17 protein-coding genes are annotated in these 19,074 nt (G+C 52.2%); 6 read left to right on the forward strand and 11 right to left on the reverse strand.

Going from position 1 to position 19,074, the window contains the following annotated elements:
* The first annotated feature begins 41 nt into the window (after window positions 1–41).
* Window positions 42–1,667 carry a methyl-accepting chemotaxis protein gene (locus tag EOS98_RS11230; RefSeq protein ID WP_126524129.1) on the forward strand — a complete coding sequence of 542 codons (1,626 nt, stop codon included), beginning with the start codon at window positions 42–44 and terminating at the stop codon, window positions 1,665–1,667.
* Window positions 1,668–1,727: 60 nt separating this feature from the next.
* On the opposite strand, the gene EOS98_RS11235 is transcribed toward EOS98_RS11230, so the two are convergent.
* A complete protein-coding gene (locus EOS98_RS11235; RefSeq protein WP_000414259.1) occupies window positions 1,728–2,651 on the reverse strand; it encodes a LysR substrate-binding domain-containing protein in 924 nt (307 codons plus the stop codon).
* 292 nt (window positions 2,652–2,943) lie between these two features.
* Here EOS98_RS11235 and EOS98_RS11240 point away from each other — a divergent pair, with 292 nt between their 5' ends.
* From EOS98_RS11240 to EOS98_RS11255, 4 genes are all read left to right on the forward strand, one after another.
* Window positions 2,944–4,287, forward strand: coding sequence for a VOC family protein (locus EOS98_RS11240; RefSeq protein ID WP_126524128.1), 1,344 nt, complete (start codon window positions 2,944–2,946; stop codon window positions 4,285–4,287).
* Between the two features lie 48 nt (window positions 4,288–4,335).
* Window positions 4,336–5,844 (forward strand): carboxylesterase/lipase family protein, encoded by a 1,509-nt coding sequence (locus EOS98_RS11245; RefSeq protein ID WP_000933978.1) that lies wholly within the window; start codon window positions 4,336–4,338, stop codon window positions 5,842–5,844.
* A 219-nt stretch (window positions 5,845–6,063) separates the two neighbouring features.
* On the forward strand, window positions 6,064–7,719 hold the full coding sequence (locus tag EOS98_RS11250) for a glucan biosynthesis protein D (RefSeq protein ID WP_001081947.1): 1,656 nt from the start codon (window positions 6,064–6,066) through the stop codon (window positions 7,717–7,719).
* A gap of 195 nt (window positions 7,720–7,914) precedes the next feature.
* Entirely contained in the window at window positions 7,915–8,490 is a 576-nt protein-coding gene (locus tag EOS98_RS11255; protein WP_001024319.1) for a YceI family protein, read from the forward strand.
* A 177-nt stretch (window positions 8,491–8,667) separates the two neighbouring features.
* Here the strand turns inward: EOS98_RS11255 and EOS98_RS11260 are convergent, their stop codons facing one another.
* From EOS98_RS11260 to EOS98_RS11275, 4 genes are all read right to left on the reverse strand, one after another.
* Window positions 8,668–9,387 (reverse strand): FadR/GntR family transcriptional regulator, encoded by a 720-nt coding sequence (locus EOS98_RS11260; protein ID WP_000023780.1) that lies wholly within the window; start codon window positions 9,385–9,387, stop codon window positions 8,668–8,670.
* A gap of 90 nt (window positions 9,388–9,477) precedes the next feature.
* Entirely contained in the window at window positions 9,478–10,569 is a 1,092-nt protein-coding gene (gene idnD / locus EOS98_RS11265; protein ID WP_126524127.1) for an L-idonate 5-dehydrogenase, read from the reverse strand.
* Entirely contained in the window at window positions 10,538–11,899 is a 1,362-nt protein-coding gene (locus EOS98_RS11270) for an MFS transporter (RefSeq protein WP_126524430.1), read from the reverse strand. The genes idnD and EOS98_RS11270 overlap by 32 nt, the downstream gene beginning before the upstream one ends.
* 83 nt (window positions 11,900–11,982) lie before the next feature.
* Window positions 11,983–12,750, reverse strand: a complete 768-nt coding sequence (locus EOS98_RS11275; RefSeq protein ID WP_000125687.1) for an SDR family oxidoreductase — start codon at window positions 12,748–12,750, stop codon at window positions 11,983–11,985.
* 339 nt (window positions 12,751–13,089) lie between these two features.
* Between EOS98_RS11275 and EOS98_RS11280 the strand changes: the two genes are divergently transcribed.
* Window positions 13,090–14,343, forward strand: coding sequence for an enolase C-terminal domain-like protein (locus EOS98_RS11280; RefSeq protein ID WP_000067287.1), 1,254 nt, complete (start codon window positions 13,090–13,092; stop codon window positions 14,341–14,343).
* A gap of 140 nt (window positions 14,344–14,483) precedes the next feature.
* Here the strand turns inward: EOS98_RS11280 and aac(6') are convergent, their stop codons facing one another.
* The 6 genes from aac(6') to sgcC form a co-directional block, all read right to left on the reverse strand.
* Complete coding sequence (gene aac(6'), locus EOS98_RS11285) at window positions 14,484–14,921, reverse strand: cryptic aminoglycoside N-acetyltransferase AAC(6')-Iy/Iaa (RefSeq protein WP_000354851.1); 438 nt, start codon at window positions 14,919–14,921, stop codon at window positions 14,484–14,486.
* Window positions 14,921–15,712, reverse strand: coding sequence for a DeoR/GlpR family DNA-binding transcription regulator (locus EOS98_RS11290; RefSeq protein ID WP_001670738.1), 792 nt, complete (start codon window positions 15,710–15,712; stop codon window positions 14,921–14,923). Before EOS98_RS11290 ends, aac(6') begins: the two co-directional genes overlap by 1 nt.
* A 15-nt stretch (window positions 15,713–15,727) precedes the next feature.
* Window positions 15,728–16,360 carry a ribulose-phosphate 3 epimerase family protein gene (locus tag EOS98_RS11295; RefSeq protein ID WP_126524126.1) on the reverse strand — a complete coding sequence of 211 codons (633 nt, stop codon included), beginning with the start codon at window positions 16,358–16,360 and terminating at the stop codon, window positions 15,728–15,730.
* A gap of 11 nt (window positions 16,361–16,371) precedes the next feature.
* Window positions 16,372–16,809: an SgcA family PTS sugar transporter subunit IIA gene (sgcA, locus tag EOS98_RS11300; RefSeq protein WP_000606458.1), complete on the reverse strand. Its 438-nt coding sequence runs from the start codon at window positions 16,807–16,809 to the stop codon at window positions 16,372–16,374.
* Window positions 16,810–16,940: 131 nt separating this feature from the next.
* Window positions 16,941–17,747, reverse strand: coding sequence for a BtpA family protein SgcQ (gene sgcQ / locus EOS98_RS11305; RefSeq protein WP_000118619.1), 807 nt, complete (start codon window positions 17,745–17,747; stop codon window positions 16,941–16,943).
* Between the two features lie 13 nt (window positions 17,748–17,760).
* Window positions 17,761–19,074 (reverse strand): PTS sugar transporter subunit IIC SgcC, encoded by a 1,314-nt coding sequence (gene sgcC, locus EOS98_RS11310; RefSeq protein WP_000460835.1) that lies wholly within the window; start codon window positions 19,072–19,074, stop codon window positions 17,761–17,763.

The raw sequence follows: 19,074 nt of genomic DNA on the forward strand, positions 1-19,074 counted from the left end.
GGCGTGTTTTACGCATAAAACTTACAAGAGAGTCGACGGTCATGGGCAACACATTCTCGATGCAAGCCTCGCATAAACTGGGCTTCCTGCATCATATTCGGCTGGTTCCGCTGTTTTCCTCCATTCTCGGTGGCATCCTTCTTCTTTTTGCTTTGAGCGCCGGGCTGGCAGGCTATTTTCTGTTACAGGCCGATCGCGATCAGCGTGATGTCACGGACGAGATTCAGGTACGGATGGGATTATCCAACAGCGCTAACCACTTACGTACCGCACGTATCAATATGATCCACGCTGGCGCGGCGAGCCGGATTGCTGAAATGGATGAAATGAAAGCCAATATTGCCGCTGCGGAAACGCGGATCAAGCAGTCTCAGGACGGCTTTAACGCTTATATGTCCAGAGCGGTGAAAACACCCGCCGATGACGCGCTGGATAACGAGTTAAACGCCCGCTACACCGCCTATATCAACGGCCTGCAACCGATGCTGAAATTTGCCAAAAATGGCATGTTCGAAGCGATCATTAATCATGAAAACGAGCAGGCAAAACAACTGGATGCCGCATATAACCATGTCCTGTTGAAAGCGATTGAACTGCGCACCGAGCGGGCGAGACTACTTAGCGAGCAGGCTTACCAACGTACCCGGCTCGGTATGATGTTTATGATTGGCGCATTTACGCTGGCGCTGGTATTGACGTTAATGACCTTCATGGCGCTGCGTCGCACGGTGATACGACCCTTGCAGCAGTCTGCGTCACGTATCGAACGCATTGCGGCGGGCGATCTGACCATGGCTGACGAGCCCACAGGGCGCAGTGAAATTGGTCGCCTGAGTCATCATCTTCAGCAGATGCAGCATGCGTTGCAACAAACGGTAGGGGCGGTGCGTCAGGGGGCGGAGGAAATTTATCGAGGCACCAGCGAAATTACTGCTGGTAATACGGATTTATCTTCTCGTACTGAACAGCAGGCTGCCGCCATTGAACAAACTGCGGCCAGTATGGAACAGTTGACGGCAACCGTTAAACAGAATGCGGATAATGCGCATCACGCCAGCAAACTAGCGGAAGATGCTTCCGGTAAAGCCAGTCGCGGAGGCCAGATGGTTTCCGGGGTCGTACAAACGATGGGGAATATTTCCACCAGCTCGAAAAAAATCTCGGAAATTACCGCCGTCATTAACAGTATCGCTTTCCAGACCAACATCCTGGCGCTAAACGCGGCGGTCGAGGCGGCACGCGCCGGGGAACAAGGACGCGGTTTTGCGGTGGTCGCCAGTGAGGTTCGTACCCTCGCCAGTCGCAGCGCGCAGGCGGCAAAAGAGATTAAAGGCTTGATCGGCGCATCGGTCAGCCTGATTGAACAAGGATCTGAAGAGGTTATCGCTGCGGGGAGCACCATGAATGAGATTGTGGATGCCGTCAAACGCGTCACCGATATTATGCTCGATATCGCGGCAGCCTCTGATGAGCAAAGTCGCGGTATTGTTCAGGTCAGTCAGGCGATTTCTGAGATGGACAAGGTTACGCAACAAAACGCGTCGCTGGTCGAAGAGGCGTCCGCGGCGGCGGCTTCGCTTGAAGAACAGGCCGCCCGCTTGACGCAAGCCGTTGATGCGTTTCGTTTACAGGATACTGGCGCGACGATGCGATCATCCTTCCTTTAATAAGCGTCGCGCCAGCGGGCTATTTTAGCCGCGGGCGCGTTTAATGTCCGACAGCCGCTATCACAGCGGCATCGATTTACGGATCGCCGCAATCAGCATTTGCGCCCCGGTTGAGAGCGGGATATCAACTCGCGTAAGAATACCTATCGGTTCGCCTGCACTCTGGGTTGGCACGGGTAATGAGACTAGCGTCGCCTGGCGAAGATCTTCTTTAACCGCGCCAGAGGGGACGAACCAGACGTAATCGTAATCTACGGTCAGTTGTCGTGATAACGATGCGGATAGCGTTTCGATACATCCGGCAGGCATTTTACACCCCTGGCTTTGCAACAGGGCTTCCGCATTCTGGCGCGGTACCGTGCCTTTTGGCGAGACGACTACCGGCCACTCCATAACCCGACTGAGCGTGATCGTCTCCTGTAACAGGGGATGACCGGGGCGTACCACTAATTTAAGCGATTCTAAAAACAGCAGTTCGTAATTTAAACCGCCCATTAATTCCGGGTCTGACATGCGGCCAATACCCAGATCGATCTCGCCTGATTTCAGACCTGCAAGCAACATCGTATTGTTCATGGTCGCGACCTGTAACGAGGTCGATTTTTGCTGTTGATGGAACCGCCCAATAGCCGCCGGGAGTATACCCAGCGCAGCGGTGGGGAGCGCGCCAACACGCACCACATCGGCGCTGGCGTCCTCTTTGCGATTCAGCGCCTGCCCGGCGGTATTCAATGCATCTAATACTTTTACCGCATGAGTCAAAAATTGTTCGCCAGGAACCGTTAATTGCGCGCCCAGTCGCCCGCGTTCAAACAGACGGGTTCCGGTGAGTTGTTCCAGTTCGTTCAGCGTTTTAGAAAGCGCTGGCTGGCTCAGGTTAAGGGTTTCAGCCGCTCGCCCCAGAGTTCCCTGTTGCGCAACGGCGACAAATGTATGAAGGTGGCGCAACCGAATGCGCTGACTAAACAGACCATTTTTTTCCATAAGCGATGTTAAAAACAGAGCCGTGCGGGTGACAAGTAAAGTTGTTTGTTTTTGATAACCTGATAGCAAAATATTATTAACATTTTACCATTTCAAGTTACAACTGTTTTATTTTACTGATGATTCAACTGCCGTTAAGCGTGTTAAGCCGCGATCTGGTCGGGGATATGCCAGCTCATGTCAATCCGTTCTGCATAATGAATTCAGACCGGATCACACTTTATAAATTCTTCTCCCCGGAATGGATGAGGTTTTCTACACTCCAGGTAACATTCACTGGAGGCATGACATTATGGCGAACACCATCACGGCAGATGAGATTCGGGAACACTTTTCGCAGGCAATGTCGGCAATGTACCAGCAGGAAGTTCCGCAGTACGGTACGTTACTGGAACTTGTGGCTGACGTGAATCTGGCGGTGCTGGAAAATAATCCCAAACTGCATGAGCAGTTGGCTAATGCCGATGAACTGGCGCGATTGAACGTGGAACGACATGGCGCCATTCGTGTTGGCACCGCAGAAGAACTTTCTACCTTGCGTCGGATATTCGCCATCATGGGGATGTACCCAGTAAGTTATTACGATCTCTCTCAGGCGGGCGTGCCTGTGCACTCCACGGCATTTCGTCCCATTGACGAGGCTTCGCTCTCGCGTAATCCCTTTCGCATGTTCACTTCGCTATTACGCCTGGAGCTCATTGAAAACGCGGCATTACGCCAGCGGGCGGCGGAAATCTTATCGCAGCGGGATATTTTTACATCGCGCTGCCGACAATTGCTGGATGAGTACGACGAGCAGGGCGGTTTTAGTGCTGCTCAGGCCGAAGAGTTCGTCCGTGAAACGCTGGAGACTTTTCGCTGGCATCGTCAGGCTACCGTTGATGAAGAAACGTACCGCAGCCTGCATCGTGAGCATCGTTTAATTGCCGACGTGGCCTGTTTTCCGGGATGTCACATTAACCATCTGACGCCGCGTACTCTGGATATCGACCGGGTACAGGCCATGATGCCGGAGTGCGGCATTACGCCTAAAATTCTTATCGAAGGTCCGCCTCGCCGCGAAGTGCCTATTCTGTTGCGGCAAACCAGTTTCAAAGCCCTGGAAGAGCAGGTGCTCTTCGTTGATGAAAAGCAGGGTACGCACACGGCGCGCTTCGGCGAAATTGAGCAACGTGGCGTCGCGCTGACGCCAAAAGGTCGTCGATTATATGACGAACTGTTGCACAAGGCGGGAACGGGTAAGGATAACTTCACGCATCAACTCCATTTGCGGGAGGTCTTTAACGCCTTTCCGGATAGCGAATTTCTGCTTCGCCAGCAGGGGCTTGCCTGGTTCCGCTATCGCTTAACGCCATCCGGCGAGGCGCATCGTCAGGCGATCCATCCTGGCGACGATCCGCAGCCGCTTATTGAGCGCGGTTGGGTGATCGCGCAGCCGATTACCTATGAAGATTTTCTTCCGGTCAGCGCAGCCGGCATTTTTCAGTCGAATTTGGGAAATGAAACGCTGGCCAGAAGCCACGGCAATGCCAGCCGCGACGCCTTTGAACAGGCGCTGGGATGTGCTGTACGGGATGAATTTTCGTTATATCAGGAAGCGGAAGAACGCAGTAAACGCCGTTGCGGTCTGCTTTAAAAGCGGTAAGCTTCACAGGCTGTGAGGATACAGTAAAAGGAAGGCGTTATGTTGAATCCCTCCATCCCGCTGGTGGCGACGCGTCACGGTAAAATCGTGGGCGTCGTACAGGAAGAAATCCATATCTGGCGCGGTATACCTTATGCCGCGCCGCCAACAGGGGAGCTACGCTGGCGTGCGCCGCAGCCTGTTACGCCCTGGCAGGATGTGCGCCAGGCGGATTGTTTCTCCTGCGCCAGTTGGCAGGATATTACCTGGTGTCGTGAACTCGGCGGCGGCGATCCGGGAAATTTTTCCGAAGACTGTCTCTATCTGAACGTCTGGGCTCCCGCCGTGCGTCATGAACCGTTGCCGGTCATGGTCTGGCTACACGGCGGCGGTTACACCATTGGCGCGGGGAGTTTGCCGCCCTATGACGGTCAAGCGCTGGCGAAGCGCGGCGCGATCGTGGTGACGGTCAATTATCGGCTTGGCCATCTGGGCTTTTTCGCGCATCCGGCGCTGGAAGGCGAAGAGGCGGAGTGTATTCATAATTTCGCTTTACTCGATCAAATCGCTGCGCTGCGTTGGGTGCAGGACAATATTGCCGCGTTTGGCGGCGATACGCAGAATGTGACGTTATTTGGCGAATCCGCCGGCGCCCGCAGCGTGCTGTCGTTGATGGCTTCGCCGTTGGCGAAGGGGCTTTTTCATAAAGCGATTATTCAGAGTGGTTATACGCTGCCGGATACGCCCCGCGAGGTGGCGCTAAAAAAAGGCGTTGCGCTGGCAGAACATCTTGGCTTAGCCCATGCCACTGCCGAACAGCTACGCGCTTTACCGGCAGAGACATTTTGGCCGCTGGACGCGCCTTTTAAAATTGCGCCGACGCCGATTTCCGGCGACGTCGTGCTGCCGCATCCGATGCTGGAAACCTTCTTTGCGGCGAAACAGCATCCCATACCGGTGATGATCGGCTCGAATAGCGATGAAGCCAGCGTATTGGCAGTTTTTGGCGTCGATATTGCCGGTCAAATTCAAAAAATGCGCCGTGAGCGGCGTGTTGGTCTGGGGTTAATCCGGCTGCTTTATCCTGGAGTGAAAGGCGACGAAGCGCTAGGGCGGCAGGTCTGTCGGGATATGGTATTTACCACGTTGGGTTATGTCGTCATGCAAGCGCAGCAGCGGATCGGCGAACCGTGCTGGCGTTACTGGTTTGATTATGTCGCCGAAGCGGAGCATAACACTTACGCGAATGGTGCCTGTCATGGCAATGAAATACCGTATGTATTCGATACGTTAACGCGGGCTGAGCCCACATGCCATTATGTGAATGAGAATGACCTGGCCTTTGCCTCGCAGGTGGCGGATTACTGGGTGAATTTCGCTCGTCATGCCAGCCGCACGCGCGACGTGCTGCACGGCCCGGTTCGCTGGCCCGCCAGCATTCGGGGGCGAGATCGTCTGTTGCGGATTGGGCTGAACAAACTTGCCGGTTTTAAAGTGGAAAACCGCTTTATGCGTGCGCGTCTGGCGCTGTTTAAACGAGTCATGAAACATCACGTTAGTCTGGAATAAACTTTTCATAACCTGAAGAATGCTGCGTGAGGTTTACATCCGATTAGGTCGGTTCTTATCGACATAAAATATTTACGCTTTTGCACAGTTTCCAGGCGACCAACAATTGGATTATTAATGAATTTTGTCTAGAGTGAGCGGTCAGAAACGGGCACATTCTTGCTGCTGAAAAAACCAGCGCGGGACCATTCACAAGACCAGAAGGACTCATTTTCAGGTATGAATCGTAGACGATTTATTAAAGGTTCAATGGCAATGGCCGCCGTGTGCGGTTCCAGCGGTATTGCTTCCCTCTTTTCTCAGGCGGCGTTTGCCGCGGAATCCGATATTGCGGATGGTAAAATTGTCCGTTTTGATTTTGCTGGTCTGCAATCAATGGCCCAGGCGTTAGCGAAAAAGCCCTGGGGCGGCGCGCCGGGACCCTTGCCGGATACGCTCGCCAATCTGACGCCGCAGGCCTATAACAGCATTCAGTATGACGCGGCGCATTCACTCTGGAACGGTGTTGCCAATCGGCAGCTCGATATTCAGTTTTTCCACGTAGGGATGGGCTTTCGTCGTCGCGTACGCATGTTTTCCGTTGATACGACGACGCATCTTGCTCGCGAGATCCATTTTCGTCCGGAACTGTTTAAATACAACGATGCCGGCGTCGACACGACGCAACTGGAAGGGCAGAGCGATCTCGGTTTCGCCGGTTTCCGTGTCTTTAAAGCACCGGAACTGGCGCGGCGCGATGTCGTCTCCTTCCTGGGCGCCAGTTACTTCCGGGCGGTAGATGATACTTATCAGTATGGCCTGTCGGCTCGCGGGCTGGCGATAGATACCTATACTGACGGTCAGGAAGAGTTCCCTGACTTCACCGCATTCTGGTTTGACACCGCCAAGCCGGGCGATACTACGTTTACCGTTTACGCTCTGCTGGACAGCGCCAGCGTGACGGGCGCGTATAAATTTGTGATCCATTGCGAAAAATCGCAGGTGATCATGGATGTAGAAAACCATCTCTATGCCCGTAAAGATATTAAGCAACTTGGCATTGCGCCGATGACCAGTATGTTTAGCTGTGGGAATAATGAACGCCGGGTATGCGACACCATTCATCCGCAAATTCACGATTCCGATCGGCTGGCGATGTGGCGGGGTAACGGCGAGTGGATTTGCCGCCCGCTGAATAATCCGCAGAAATTGCAGTTCAATGCATATATGGACGATAACCCGAAAGGGTTCGGCCTGCTGCAACTCGATCGCGATTTCTCGCATTATCAGGATGTGATGGGGTGGTACAACAAACGTCCGAGCCTGTGGGTGGAGCCGCGCAGTAAGTGGGGGAAAGGTGCAGTTAGCCTGATGGAGATCCCAACCACTGGTGAAACTCTGGATAATGTGGTCTGTTTCTGGCAGCCGGAAAAAGCGATCAAAGCCGGGGATACGCTGGCGTTCAATTATCGTTTGTACTGGAGCGCGCAGCCGCCGGTACAATCGCCGCTTGCGCGAGTCATGGCGACCCGTACAGGGATGGGCGGATTTCCCGAAGGTTGGGCGCCGGGCGAGCATTACCCAGATAAATGGGCGCGCCGTTTTGCTATTGATTTTGTCGGCGGCGATCTGAAAGCGGCCGCGCCAAAAGGCATTGAGCCGGTAATTACGCTCTCCAGCGGTGAGGCGAAGCAGATTGAGATCCTCTACGTAGAGCCTTTCGACGGTTATCGTATCCAGTTTGACTGGTATCCGACCTCGGATTCTACGGCACCGGTGGATATGCGTATGTTCCTGCGCTGCCAGGGGGAGGCTATCAGCGAAACTTGGCTGTATCAGTATTTCCCGCCCGCGCCGGATAAGCGCCGTTATGTCGACGATCGTATCATGCGTTAGTCTGTTTACCTTCTGTACCGCCACAAAGGCGGTACAGGTTGCGGAAATTGCCCTGGCATAAACTCATTCGTGAGCTGCTGTTTTTGTGACACGGCCTTTCCATCGTTCTATTTTTGCAACAGTCCTTCCTGTTTATCCCTCTCGATCCTGCGGACAGGGGACATTAAGATAGCTTCACCTTATTTAAGATATAAAGTGAATATAATGAAAAAGAGTTTTCTTGGTGCTGTCCTGTCTCTGGGTTTATTAAGTGCTGCTCATGCAGATGTATATAAATTTGATAATACGCATACCAATGCGGTATTTAATATCGATCATTTCCAGACCTCAACCAATCATGGCGGGTTTTATGCTATTAGCGGCGAACTGAAATATCAGCCGGAAAAGCAAGTCGCAGAGATGCGTGTGACGATTCCTGTGAGCGCCTTAAATACCGGGGTGGATGCGTTTGATAACCATATTCGCAGTAGCGATATTCTGGATGCGGAAAAATATCCAGAAATAGTATTTAAATCGACAAAATGGCATTTTGAAGATAATAAACCGGTTTCTATTGACGGTTTGTTAACAATGAAGGGAGTAACTAAGCCCGTCACCTTAACCACCACCAAGTTTGGCTGTTATATGAGCCCGATATTCAAGGCGCAGGTTTGCGGTGGTGATTTTGTCACGCAAATAGATCGCACCCAATGGGGTGTAGATTATCTAGTCGATATGGGGATGACGAAAGTTGTTGATATAAAAATCCAGGCAGAAGCGGTTAAGCAATAAAGGGAATGATGATGAAAACTATTGTATGTTAAGGGGGATTGGCTATTTGAAGCTTCGCTGATTTCAGGCCGCACTGCCACGATTTTAAAGTGGGACTATGTCACTAAATAGTTGATGGCAACTATTTCGGATTCAGATATGTTAAATTGTTCTACTACTTGAGCTTGTAACCAACGGTTATTTTGTCCCTGATGTCTCTGTAGATTTGATTTTTTCGATCGCAATAATATTGCCTGACATCGCTTCATTGAGCACTTCGACGGCCGTGCTGGCATCGCGATTCTTTATCGACATGTAGACCTTGATATGGGCTTCCACACTTTCAAGGGTAATACCCAGCGCACGGTTAAGCTCTTCAAGATAGTAGTAATAGATGTCTTTAATCGAGCTCATCACGTTGTAGAACACGCTGTTGTGCGATGCCCTGACAATCGCCAGATGGAACTCGTAGTCCGCTTCCGAGTATTTTTTATAATCACCTTTGTGGATCAGCATGTTGTTCAATGCTTCCTCGAGCTGGCGAATGTCATCATCGGTGGCGTGTGTGACGGCGAGCTCCACGCATTTGAACTCCACGGTCTGACGAAAAATCATCATATCGTGAAACTCTTCGCGGCTAAGGTGCATGATTGGGCGGGGATCGTTACTCAACATCTGCGGGGTGAAGTTTTCGCTCACGTAGCTGCCGCTGCCCTGACGCGTCACTACAATCCCCAGGTCACGAAAACGCTGTACTGCGCTGCGAACGCTGACCCGGCTGACGTTAAATGAGGTGGTCAGTTCCGCTTCTGAGGGCAAACGGCTACCCGGCGCCCAACTGCCGTCCAGCAGTTTGCTGCTTATCTGATCATAAATTTCATTTACAACATTCTGTTTTTGAATGGATTTTATGCTCAAGATGGGTATCCGTTAAGATGTCGCCGAAGTGCTTTATTATATAACAATTCTCTTTTAAGAACAAAGCGCCCGGCCGGGCGCTTTTCACCGTTAATCGAAACGAATGAGTACCTTAGCAGAGACATTTTTGTCTGTGGCGGTAATCAGCGCGTCTTCAATTTGCTGGGGCGGGAACTCGGCGCTGATAAGCGGGCGAGGATCGACACGCCCATCTTCCAGCCAGCGTACCGCGGTGATGAACTCACCGATAAAACGGAATGAGCCGACGCAGTTGAGTTCTTTAACCAGCATCGTTGACACCGGCCAGCTTACCGGGCTGGCGCCCATCCCCACCTGAACGATAGTGCCGGCAGGGCGGGTGAAGTCGACGCTGGATGCCACGGCAATCGGCGCGCCAGAGGCCTCAAACACGACATCAAAGTAGCCTTTATGCTGCTGATAATGGGCAACCTGTTCTTCATCGCGCGGATCCATCACCGCTGTGGCCCCCATCTGGCGTGCCAGTTCCAGACAGCGTGGGCTGAGATCGGATGCCACCAGTTCAGATGCTCCGGCACTGCGTGCCGCCGCGAGGATCAGACAACCAATGGGGCCTGCGCCAATCACCAGTACGCGTTTGCCGGTCAACTGGCCCGCCTTTTTTACTGCATGAATGGCGACCGCTAGCGGTTCCGAAAAGGCCATTACGTTTGCGGGCACGCGCCTGTCATAAGGAATGCATTGCTCCGGTTTTACCACCACGTATTCAGAAAAACCGCCATTCACATGCGGATTGAACTGCGCGCTGCCCATAAAGCGCATGGAGCCGCACAGATTTTGATGGCCGGAAAGGCACATCTCGCACTGATTGCAGGGGCTGGACGGGTTCACCGCAACCGTCTGGCCCACTTCCAGGTCGCTGCCTGCTGGCACTTTGCTGATCACGCCAACAAACTCATGGCCAATCACCATCGGATGCTTGAGGACAGACATCCCCGCGCGGCCATGCTGATAGTAGTGAATATCAGAGCCACAGATGCCGCCGCAGGCGACCTTCACGACGACGTCATGTTCACTGTGCTCGATTCCACGTGATTCAAAGCGTACGTCTTTTTCCGCATGGGCCAGACAAGCGTTACAGGTTATTTTTTCCATTTTGATAATGACCTCATTATTTGTTGGCAGTTGCCGGGTTAATGGCATTCTTATCCACAGTGTCGGCATTCTTTTTTTCAGGCAGGATCACTTCAATTTTGCCCACCAGGAATATGTAGGCTAATAAGCCCAGTCCGGCGACGCCTGCGATATACCACATGGCATACTGGAAGTTTTGCGTGCGCTGGAGAATAACCCCAATAACAATTGGGCTAACGATCCCCGAAAGGTTGCCGCAAATATTTAAAAAGCCACCCATAGTCCCGAGAAAATTATGGGGAATTACATCGCTCCAGACCACCCAGCCCAGGTTTGAAAAGGCGTTGGCAAAGAACGCAACAGACAGAATGACAATCGCAATAACTGGCTGGTTTTCAAAGAAATTGACCAGGCCAATAATCATGGTGACGCACAGGCCAGCCATAACGGGTAATTTTCGTGCCAGCGTTCGGGATTTTCCTTTTTTCAGCAGCATGTCGCTTAGCGTACCGCCACAGAGCACCCCAAGCATCGCCATAATATAGGGCAGCATGGCGCCTATCCCGGCTTTGGAAATAGAGAGATGCAGTCCTTTTTCCAGGTAAACAATAAACCAGGTCAGGAAAAAATAGAGCGTAGACGAGCAGGCAAACTGGGTGATGAACAAACCCCAAATCGTTTTTTTGCTGAGGAAGAATTTAATATTTTGCCAGCTGATTTTTGCACTCACGGAGGATTGGTTCTCCGAGCCATAGCCGCCGCCTGCTTTGATATAATCCAGTTCGGCCTGGTTCACAGCAGTGCTGTGCTGTGGATCGCGGTAATACATAAGCCAGTAGATGCCAAACAGAATACCGACGCCACCGGACAGATAAAACGACATTTCCCAACCGTAGTTAGCCACAATAAAGGCGAGGGCAGGCGTCAGCAGCGCGAGACCGATATATTGTGCACTGGAATAAATCGCGGTCGCACGGGCACGTTCATGGTCCGGGAACCAGGTGGCGATTATTTTTGTGTTAGACGGGAAGGATGGCGCTTCGGCAACACCAATTAATGCGCGGCAGGCCAGAAGCATTGCAAATGAAGCGGTTGCCGTCGCGAATAAATGGTGTGAGGCGAACCCCATCATAAAGGTAAAAATACTCCACAGAATAATCGCACCACCATAAAGAATACGTGAGCCAATGCGATCAAGAACATAGCCGACAGGAATTTGACTGGCAGCGTAGGCCCAGGTAAACATGGAGAAAAGCAAACCCAGTTGTGTTGGCGTCAGACTGAAATCATTCTGGATATTCGAACCAGCAACGGCAAGATTGGCGCGATCCATATAATTAATTGCAGTCACAATAAACAGCAATGTGAGAATAAAGAGTCGTTGTCTTGAAGCCTTCATAATAATACCTGTGTTATATCGGCATGCATCGGGGTAAACACATGCCATCAATTTTAAAGGCGAGTAGGTAGAGTGCGGGCGACTTATAAAACTGCGAGCCAGCCACCATCGACGTAAATAATCTGCCCGTTGATATAATCTGATGCTCTGGATGATAAGAAGATGGCGGTGCCGATGAGCTCTTCCGGACGACCCCAACGTTGAGAAGGGGTGCTGCTTTTCACCCAGCTATCGAACTGCTTGTCTTCAATAAGCGCGGTGTTCATGTCGGTCAGAATGTAGCCAGGTCCAATGGCGTTGGTCTGGATATTAAACTGCGCCCATTCAGCAGCCATCGAGCAGGTGAGCATTTTGATGCCGCCTTTTGCTGCCGTGTACGGGGCAACAGTCGGGCGGGCCGCCTGGCTGGTAAGCGAGCCGATATTAATAATTTTACCGCCGCTGTTGCGGGCGATCATCCGTTTTGCCGCCGAGCGGGAGACTAAAAATGCGCTGGTCAGGTTAGTGTCGATCACCTTCTGCCAGTTTTCCAGCTCCAGCTCGACCATTGGTTTGCGGTACTGAATACCGGCGTTATTGATCAGGATATCAACATGGATCCCTTCTGCATCAAGTTTGCTAAAAGCTGCCTCAATCGCCAGTTCATCGGTGACGTCAAAAGCCACGCCATGCGCGTCGTAGCCTTTTCTGGTCAGCGTATCCACTGATTCGGCCAACAGCGTGGCGCGAATATCATTCAGGATAACCCGTGCACCCGCAGCGGCAAGACCCTCTGCGTAGGCAAAGCCCAGTCCTCGTGCAGAACCCGTTACCAGCGCCGTTTTCCCGGTTAAATCAAATAAAGCGGTCATGTTGTTTCCTCACTTGTTTAATTTGTATGACGACTATCCTTTTTTTAGGTTGAATTTTCGCCCTGATAAAATCAACAGTTCACCCATGAATTTGCAACAAGGATCACAAACAGCTCCACATAGCGACCGCGTAATTAATATTAATTAATTGAATTGTATGTATATATTTGATTTGAATTTAACGCAGTTTTGATCGCTGTCACAGAATGGCACTCGCAGCGATCCGCTGTAAAAGAAGCGTGATATAACAGCATAAAGTTGTAGGACAACTTACATATATCTGTTGTATCATCCACAACGGTATGACATGCGGTAAATTCGCTGAGTTAAGGAGTGAAAGTGAGTAACCTGAAAATTACCAACGTGAAAACGATTCTGACGGCGCCGGGCGGCATTGATTTGGCAGTCGTTAAGATAGAAACCAACGAGCCAGGGCTGTATGGGCTAGGATGCGCGACATTTACCCAGCGTATCTTCGCGGTAAAAAGCGCGATCGATGAGTACATGGCGCCTTTTCTGGTTGGCAAAGATCCGACCCGTATTGAGGACATCTGGCAGTCAGGCGTGGTGAGCGGCTACTGGCGCAATGGCCCGATCATGAACAATGCATTGTCCGGCGTGGACATGGCACTGTGGGATATCAAAGGTAAGCTAGCGGGGATGCCGGTTTATGATCTGCTGGGCGGCAAATGTCGTGATGGGATCCCACTGTACTGCCACACCGATGGTGGTGATGAAGTTGAAGTGGAAGATAACATCCGAGCCAGAATGGAAGAGGGTTACCAGTACGTTCGCTGCCAGATGGGAATGTATGGCGGTGCGGGGACCGATGACCTTAAACTGATCGCCACGCAGCTAGCTCGTGCGAAGAACATTCAGCCGAAACGTTCACCGCGCAGCAAAACGCCCGGCATCTACTTTGACCCAGATGCCTACGCCAAAAGCGTTCCGCGTCTGTTCGACCACCTGCGTAACAAGCTCGGTTTTAGCATCGAATTTATTCATGATGTACATGAGCGCGTGACCCCGGTGACTGCCATTAATCTGGCCAAAACGCTTGAACAGTATCAACTATTTTATCTTGAGGATCCGGTGGCACCGGAAAACATCGACTGGCTGAAAATGTTGCGCCAGCAGTCTTCCACTCCGATATCCATGGGTGAGCTGTTTGTGAATGTGAATGAGTGGAAGCCGCTCATCGACAACAGGCTCATCGACTACATTCGCTGCCACGTGAGTACCATCGGCGGCATTACGCCGGCAAAGAAACTTGCTGTCTACAGCGAACTGAACGGTGTGCGCACCGCATGGCACGGGCCGGGCGACATTTCTCCAGTCGGGGTTTGCGCCAATATGCATTTGGATTTGAGTTCACCGAACTTTGGCATTCAGGAATACACGCCAATGAACGACGCGCTGCGTGATGTCTTCCCGGGCTGCCCTGAGATTGACCACGGTTATGCCTATCTGAACGATAAGCCGGGTCTGGGTATTGACATTGATGAAGCCAAAGCGGCGAAATATCCGTGCGAGGGGGGAATCCCATCCTGGACAATGGCGCGCACACCAGACGGTACGGCCTCAAGACCGTAAGCAATGAAGGCCCGGCTTGCATCTGCCGGGTCTTATTCCCGACGTCCTGATGGACTCCGTTTTAGAAACAGGAATTATTGTATATTGAGGCTGCTTTTTAATCAGTGACCACTTCTCTATAAGGAGCCTGAATATTTCCCTCAACAACGCTTCCGGTAGAAAATGACGCGCTCTGTTTCCTCAAATCCTAACGCCTGGTGAACTTTCTGGGAAATTGTATTTTCCGGCGTGGTATCAGAGGCCATTTCCCGACACCCTTTATTCGTTCCCCATCGTTGCACCGCTGCAATCAATTGTTTCGCTACGCCGCGTTGACGGAATGAGGGGAGAACAAAAATACCTTCAAGGAAAGCCACGGGCGAACTGTCACAGCCATTGACATAATCGTGGCGGATTGAGGCATCCGCAAAGCCAATCGCCACCCCGTCTGCCATCGCAATAAATGATGCCAGATGATCGGCTTGCAGAATTTCTTCGCCGTCCGCCAGATGGGCGTCATCCGGGTGACCAGGCCAGAGCTGTTTTCGCAATCCGCGCCAGTGCTCCAGATGGGTTTTGTTCATTTGCCTGATGTCCATTAACGCGCTCCTGATGAGGGGTCTGACATGATGAGACGGCATCCCGCCTGCTGATAACGTCGGGCGATAGCAGACGGGAGCGCACTGTCGCTAAGAATGGTAGTAATACAGGACAGCGTCGCCACCGCATGGGGTTCTACAGTATCAAACTTTGAGTGATCGGCCATCAATATGACCTCGCGTGAGCGCTGAATAATGCGCGTTTTAACGCCCACTTCAAACATGGTAGCGTTGGTGATGCCCGTTTCAATCGACAGCGCATCGCAGGAGATAAAGGCGCGTTCAACGGCAAAGGCGTTAATCATCTCCAGCGCCAGACTCTCGCCCACCGAAAAGTAACCGGGGCGAATCAGTCCGCCGATAATGTAACTCTCTACGTGTGGGAAGCCACCCAGTTCATTAGCGATTTTGATGTCATTGCAAATGACTTTTACTTTGGCGTCGACCAGACATTTTGCCAGTTCCAGACAGGTGGAGCCGGAGTCGAGAAAAAAGCAGTCTCCATCCTTGATGAACGTGCGGGCGAGGGCGGCGATTTCGCGTTTCGCCTCACTTTGTAACGTTCGCTTAACGTCGAAAACATATTCTTTATCTTCCGTACTGTCGTCGAAGTCAATACAACCATGGCCGCGAACCATACCGGGATAACGGCTGGCGATATAGTGAAAATCCCGGCGCACGGTTGCCTCTGCATAGCCAAAAAGCTCAATAGCTTGCTGTGTTGAGAGATGCCTGTGTTGCCAAAGGTAATGCAACATCTGTTTGATACGGTCGGGGCGCTGTTGGCTCATCAGCATATGACTCCTTTATAGCGCGGTGAATTGTGACAACGTCACATCATAGTTCGCCGTCGTGAACAACGCCCGGCCAATCACCAGATGCTGTGCGCCTGCGGCGGTAAGCAGCCGTGCGGCGCGAAGTGTAATACCGCCGTCCGCCCAGCATTCCGCAGCAGGGAAATGCTCTCTGCTCTGGCTCACTTTTTCACACATCGCGGCGATAAATTGCTGTCCGCGTCCGTCGGGTTCGCTGGTCATGATCATCAGCGCATCCAGTTGCAATGCCAGATAACGATAAGGCAATAGCGGTGTTGCCGGGTTAAGCGCCAGTCCTGCTTTCGCCCCGATAGCGCGAATATCCGCCAGAATCTCCGAGGGGTTTTGCACGCTTTCGGCATGAATGAAAATCCAGCCGGGGCGGATAGCTGCAAGCCAGGGTAGCCAGCGTTGCGGTGATGAGACCATCAGGTGAAATGAGAGCGGATGGCGAGTGTATTGTGCGACTGCCTGAATGGTTTTCATACCGAAGGTAATATTGTTGATGAAACTGGTATCTTCGATATCCAGATGCAGTGAGCCGAGAGGCGCATCGTGTAAAGCGGTCAACGCCTCGGCATAGCGCAGCGGATCGGCGGAGGCCAGTGAAGGGTGCAGGATCATCGAAACCTCCATCAGCGCAATGCGGTTAATTGCGCGAAAAGCGCGGCGTCATTTGGCGCATCTTGCAGCATCGCGACGCTTTCCGGCGAGTCGAGCCACTGGCTGATGCGTTGAATGGTGCGAATATGTGCTTCGGCATCCGTGGCGCTGGCGCAAAGCAACAGCCAGATGGGATCGCAATCCGCATTACCGAAAGCGACTGGCGTTGATAGCGTAGTGACGCTGATTTGATTATGGTTAGCGCCTTGCTCCGGTCTGGCATGAGGCAGCGCAATCCCCGGCGCGATAAGATAATATGGCCCCCATTTAAGGGTGTTCTCAATAATACCGTCCAGGTAGCAGGGGGCCGCCGCGCCGAAGGTAATCAGCGGACGAACGGCGATATCCAGCGCGTGTCGCCAGTCGCTGGCATGGCGTTGCGCCTGAACCCACTTAACATCATTAATCATCGATCGTTGACTCCTTGCCGGTTCGGGTTACTCTGAAACCGATCCCCGGCGTGTCTTTTGGCGAAGGCGACGGAGATCGGCAGAAGAGTTATCGCTCTCTGCAGGGGATAAGCGTTTTGCTTATCCCCATTTTATTGTCGGATATGGCGTACTTTCTCCATAAACTTCGCCACGCGCGCCTGGTCAACAAAGTTGGCGAAGACGCCGTCTTTTTTAAATGTGGTTGCCGTTACGCATCCGTCGGCAATGCAGAGCTGCTCCTCGACGTTTTCCAGACACACCCCGGTATTCGCCAGCACGACCGTGTCGGGAACGGTCTCTTTTACCCGCTTCAGTATGGCGCTATCCGTGCGGGCGCCCGCCGTCAGCCCCGAGACGCACAGGGCATCGGGGTTATTGTTAAATACGGTCGATTTCGCAATTGAACAGACATCCCGGTTTCCCAGATACACCGCCGCTTCCGGCACGATGTTAAACAGCGTTTTCACGTGGCCTGCGCCGATGCGATGCTGATGGCGAATGGTTTCGCCGACATTCGTATCCCAGACGCCAAAATCGCTGGCGTAAGCGCCGGTGAAAATTTCGCGAATAAATTTTGCGTCGGTCGCCATTGCCAAATCAAACGAGGCCACAGGGTCCCACAACACGTTTACCCCAAACGGTACGCGAATTTCACTCATTAACTGACCGATGATTCTTGCCATCGCGGTGGTCGTTTCCGGTCTGACTTTCGTTAAATAAGGCAGACTAAATTCGTTGGAGAACATCACCGCATCCACGCCGCCATTTTGTAGCGCCATTAAATCGTCATGGGCGCGGTCAATTACCCAGTTCATGCCTTTCCTGGTATCGAACCCGGGATCGCCCGGCAACGCCCGTAAATGGCACATGGCGATAACGGCTTTTTCTGTTCCTATTACCTCTTTTAGCCAACTCATTCTGGGTTGCTCCTTATTCCGGTAGTTCACGTTTACGTAAGACAAGTATGATGCTGGCGACAATGCCGACCACAATAACCACGCCAATCATGCCCAGCGACATCAATTCAGATATTGACCAGCCAAACATATTTCCCACCGACAGCGCGGTAATTTGCGCGTTTTCAGCGGCGAAGCTAAAGCCGCCTTTGAGCGCCATATCGGTAAAGTACGGCGCGAACTGGGTGGCGATCAGCAAAACGGTAATCATGACAATGATGCCGCTGAGCAGAGTACGAATCAGATCGCCGCGATGAATAACCGTGGCCATGCAGATAAAAAACGGCGCAACCGGTAAATCAGCCAGCGGCAGGACTTTATTGCCCGGCAGTATGCTCGCCAGAATTAACATGATGGGAATTAACAGCAGTCCAACCGCGATGGTGGTCGGGTGGCCTAACGTCACTGCGGTATCCAGACCGATAAAGACTTCGCGCCCTTTAAAGTGTTTCTGGAAGAACTTACGCGCGCCGTCGGAAATGGGCATTAATCCCTCAACGATAAGGCGAATCATGCGCGGAAACAGCACCATAATCGCCGCCACGGTAATCATTAAGGTTGCGCACCCTTTAAAGCCTTCGCCTGCGGCAAGTCCGAAGATCAGCCCGAGAACAACGCCAATGATCACCGGGTCGCCGACCATCCCATACCGTTTTTGGATCTCCTGAGCGTCTATATTGCGTCCTTTCATAAACGGTATTTTTTCGTATATCGCATCCAGCAATACGAACAACGGCACGGAACTGGAGCCATACCCTTGCGGAATAGAAATCCCTTCCAGACCCACAATGTTCTGTACCCGTTTCGCCGTCCAGTCGGCCATTTTCAACGACAAGGCGGCGTGGCAAATCGCGCCCAGTACGCCATAAATCAGACTGCCGGTCATCAACTGGACGACCGTTCCGGTAATGGCGTAGTGCCAGTAGTTATAAATATCAACGTTCATGGTTTTGGTCAGACGAGTCACCAGCATACCGACGTTGAGCAGAAAGATAACGGGAATGATCATCGCGCCGATGGCCGTCGCATAGCCGACGCCGGATGCGGGCCCGGCGCCGACGTCAAACACATGCAGCGTCAGGCCAAAACGCTCAATCATCACTTTAATCGGCGGACTGAGACTGTCGATCGCCATGACGATCACCAACCCCATGCCGACAAAACCGATGCCGACCGTCACCCCGGCTTTCACCGCCTGCAGCCAGGGAATACGAAAGATTAAGCCGATGATAATCATAATGATGGGCACAAAAACGGTGCCGCCGAGAGACAGGATGTAATCAAACAT

The organism is Salmonella sp. SSDFZ69, from assembly GCF_004010755.1.
Classification (GTDB): Bacteria; Pseudomonadota; Gammaproteobacteria; order Enterobacterales; family Enterobacteriaceae; genus Salmonella; species Salmonella enterica.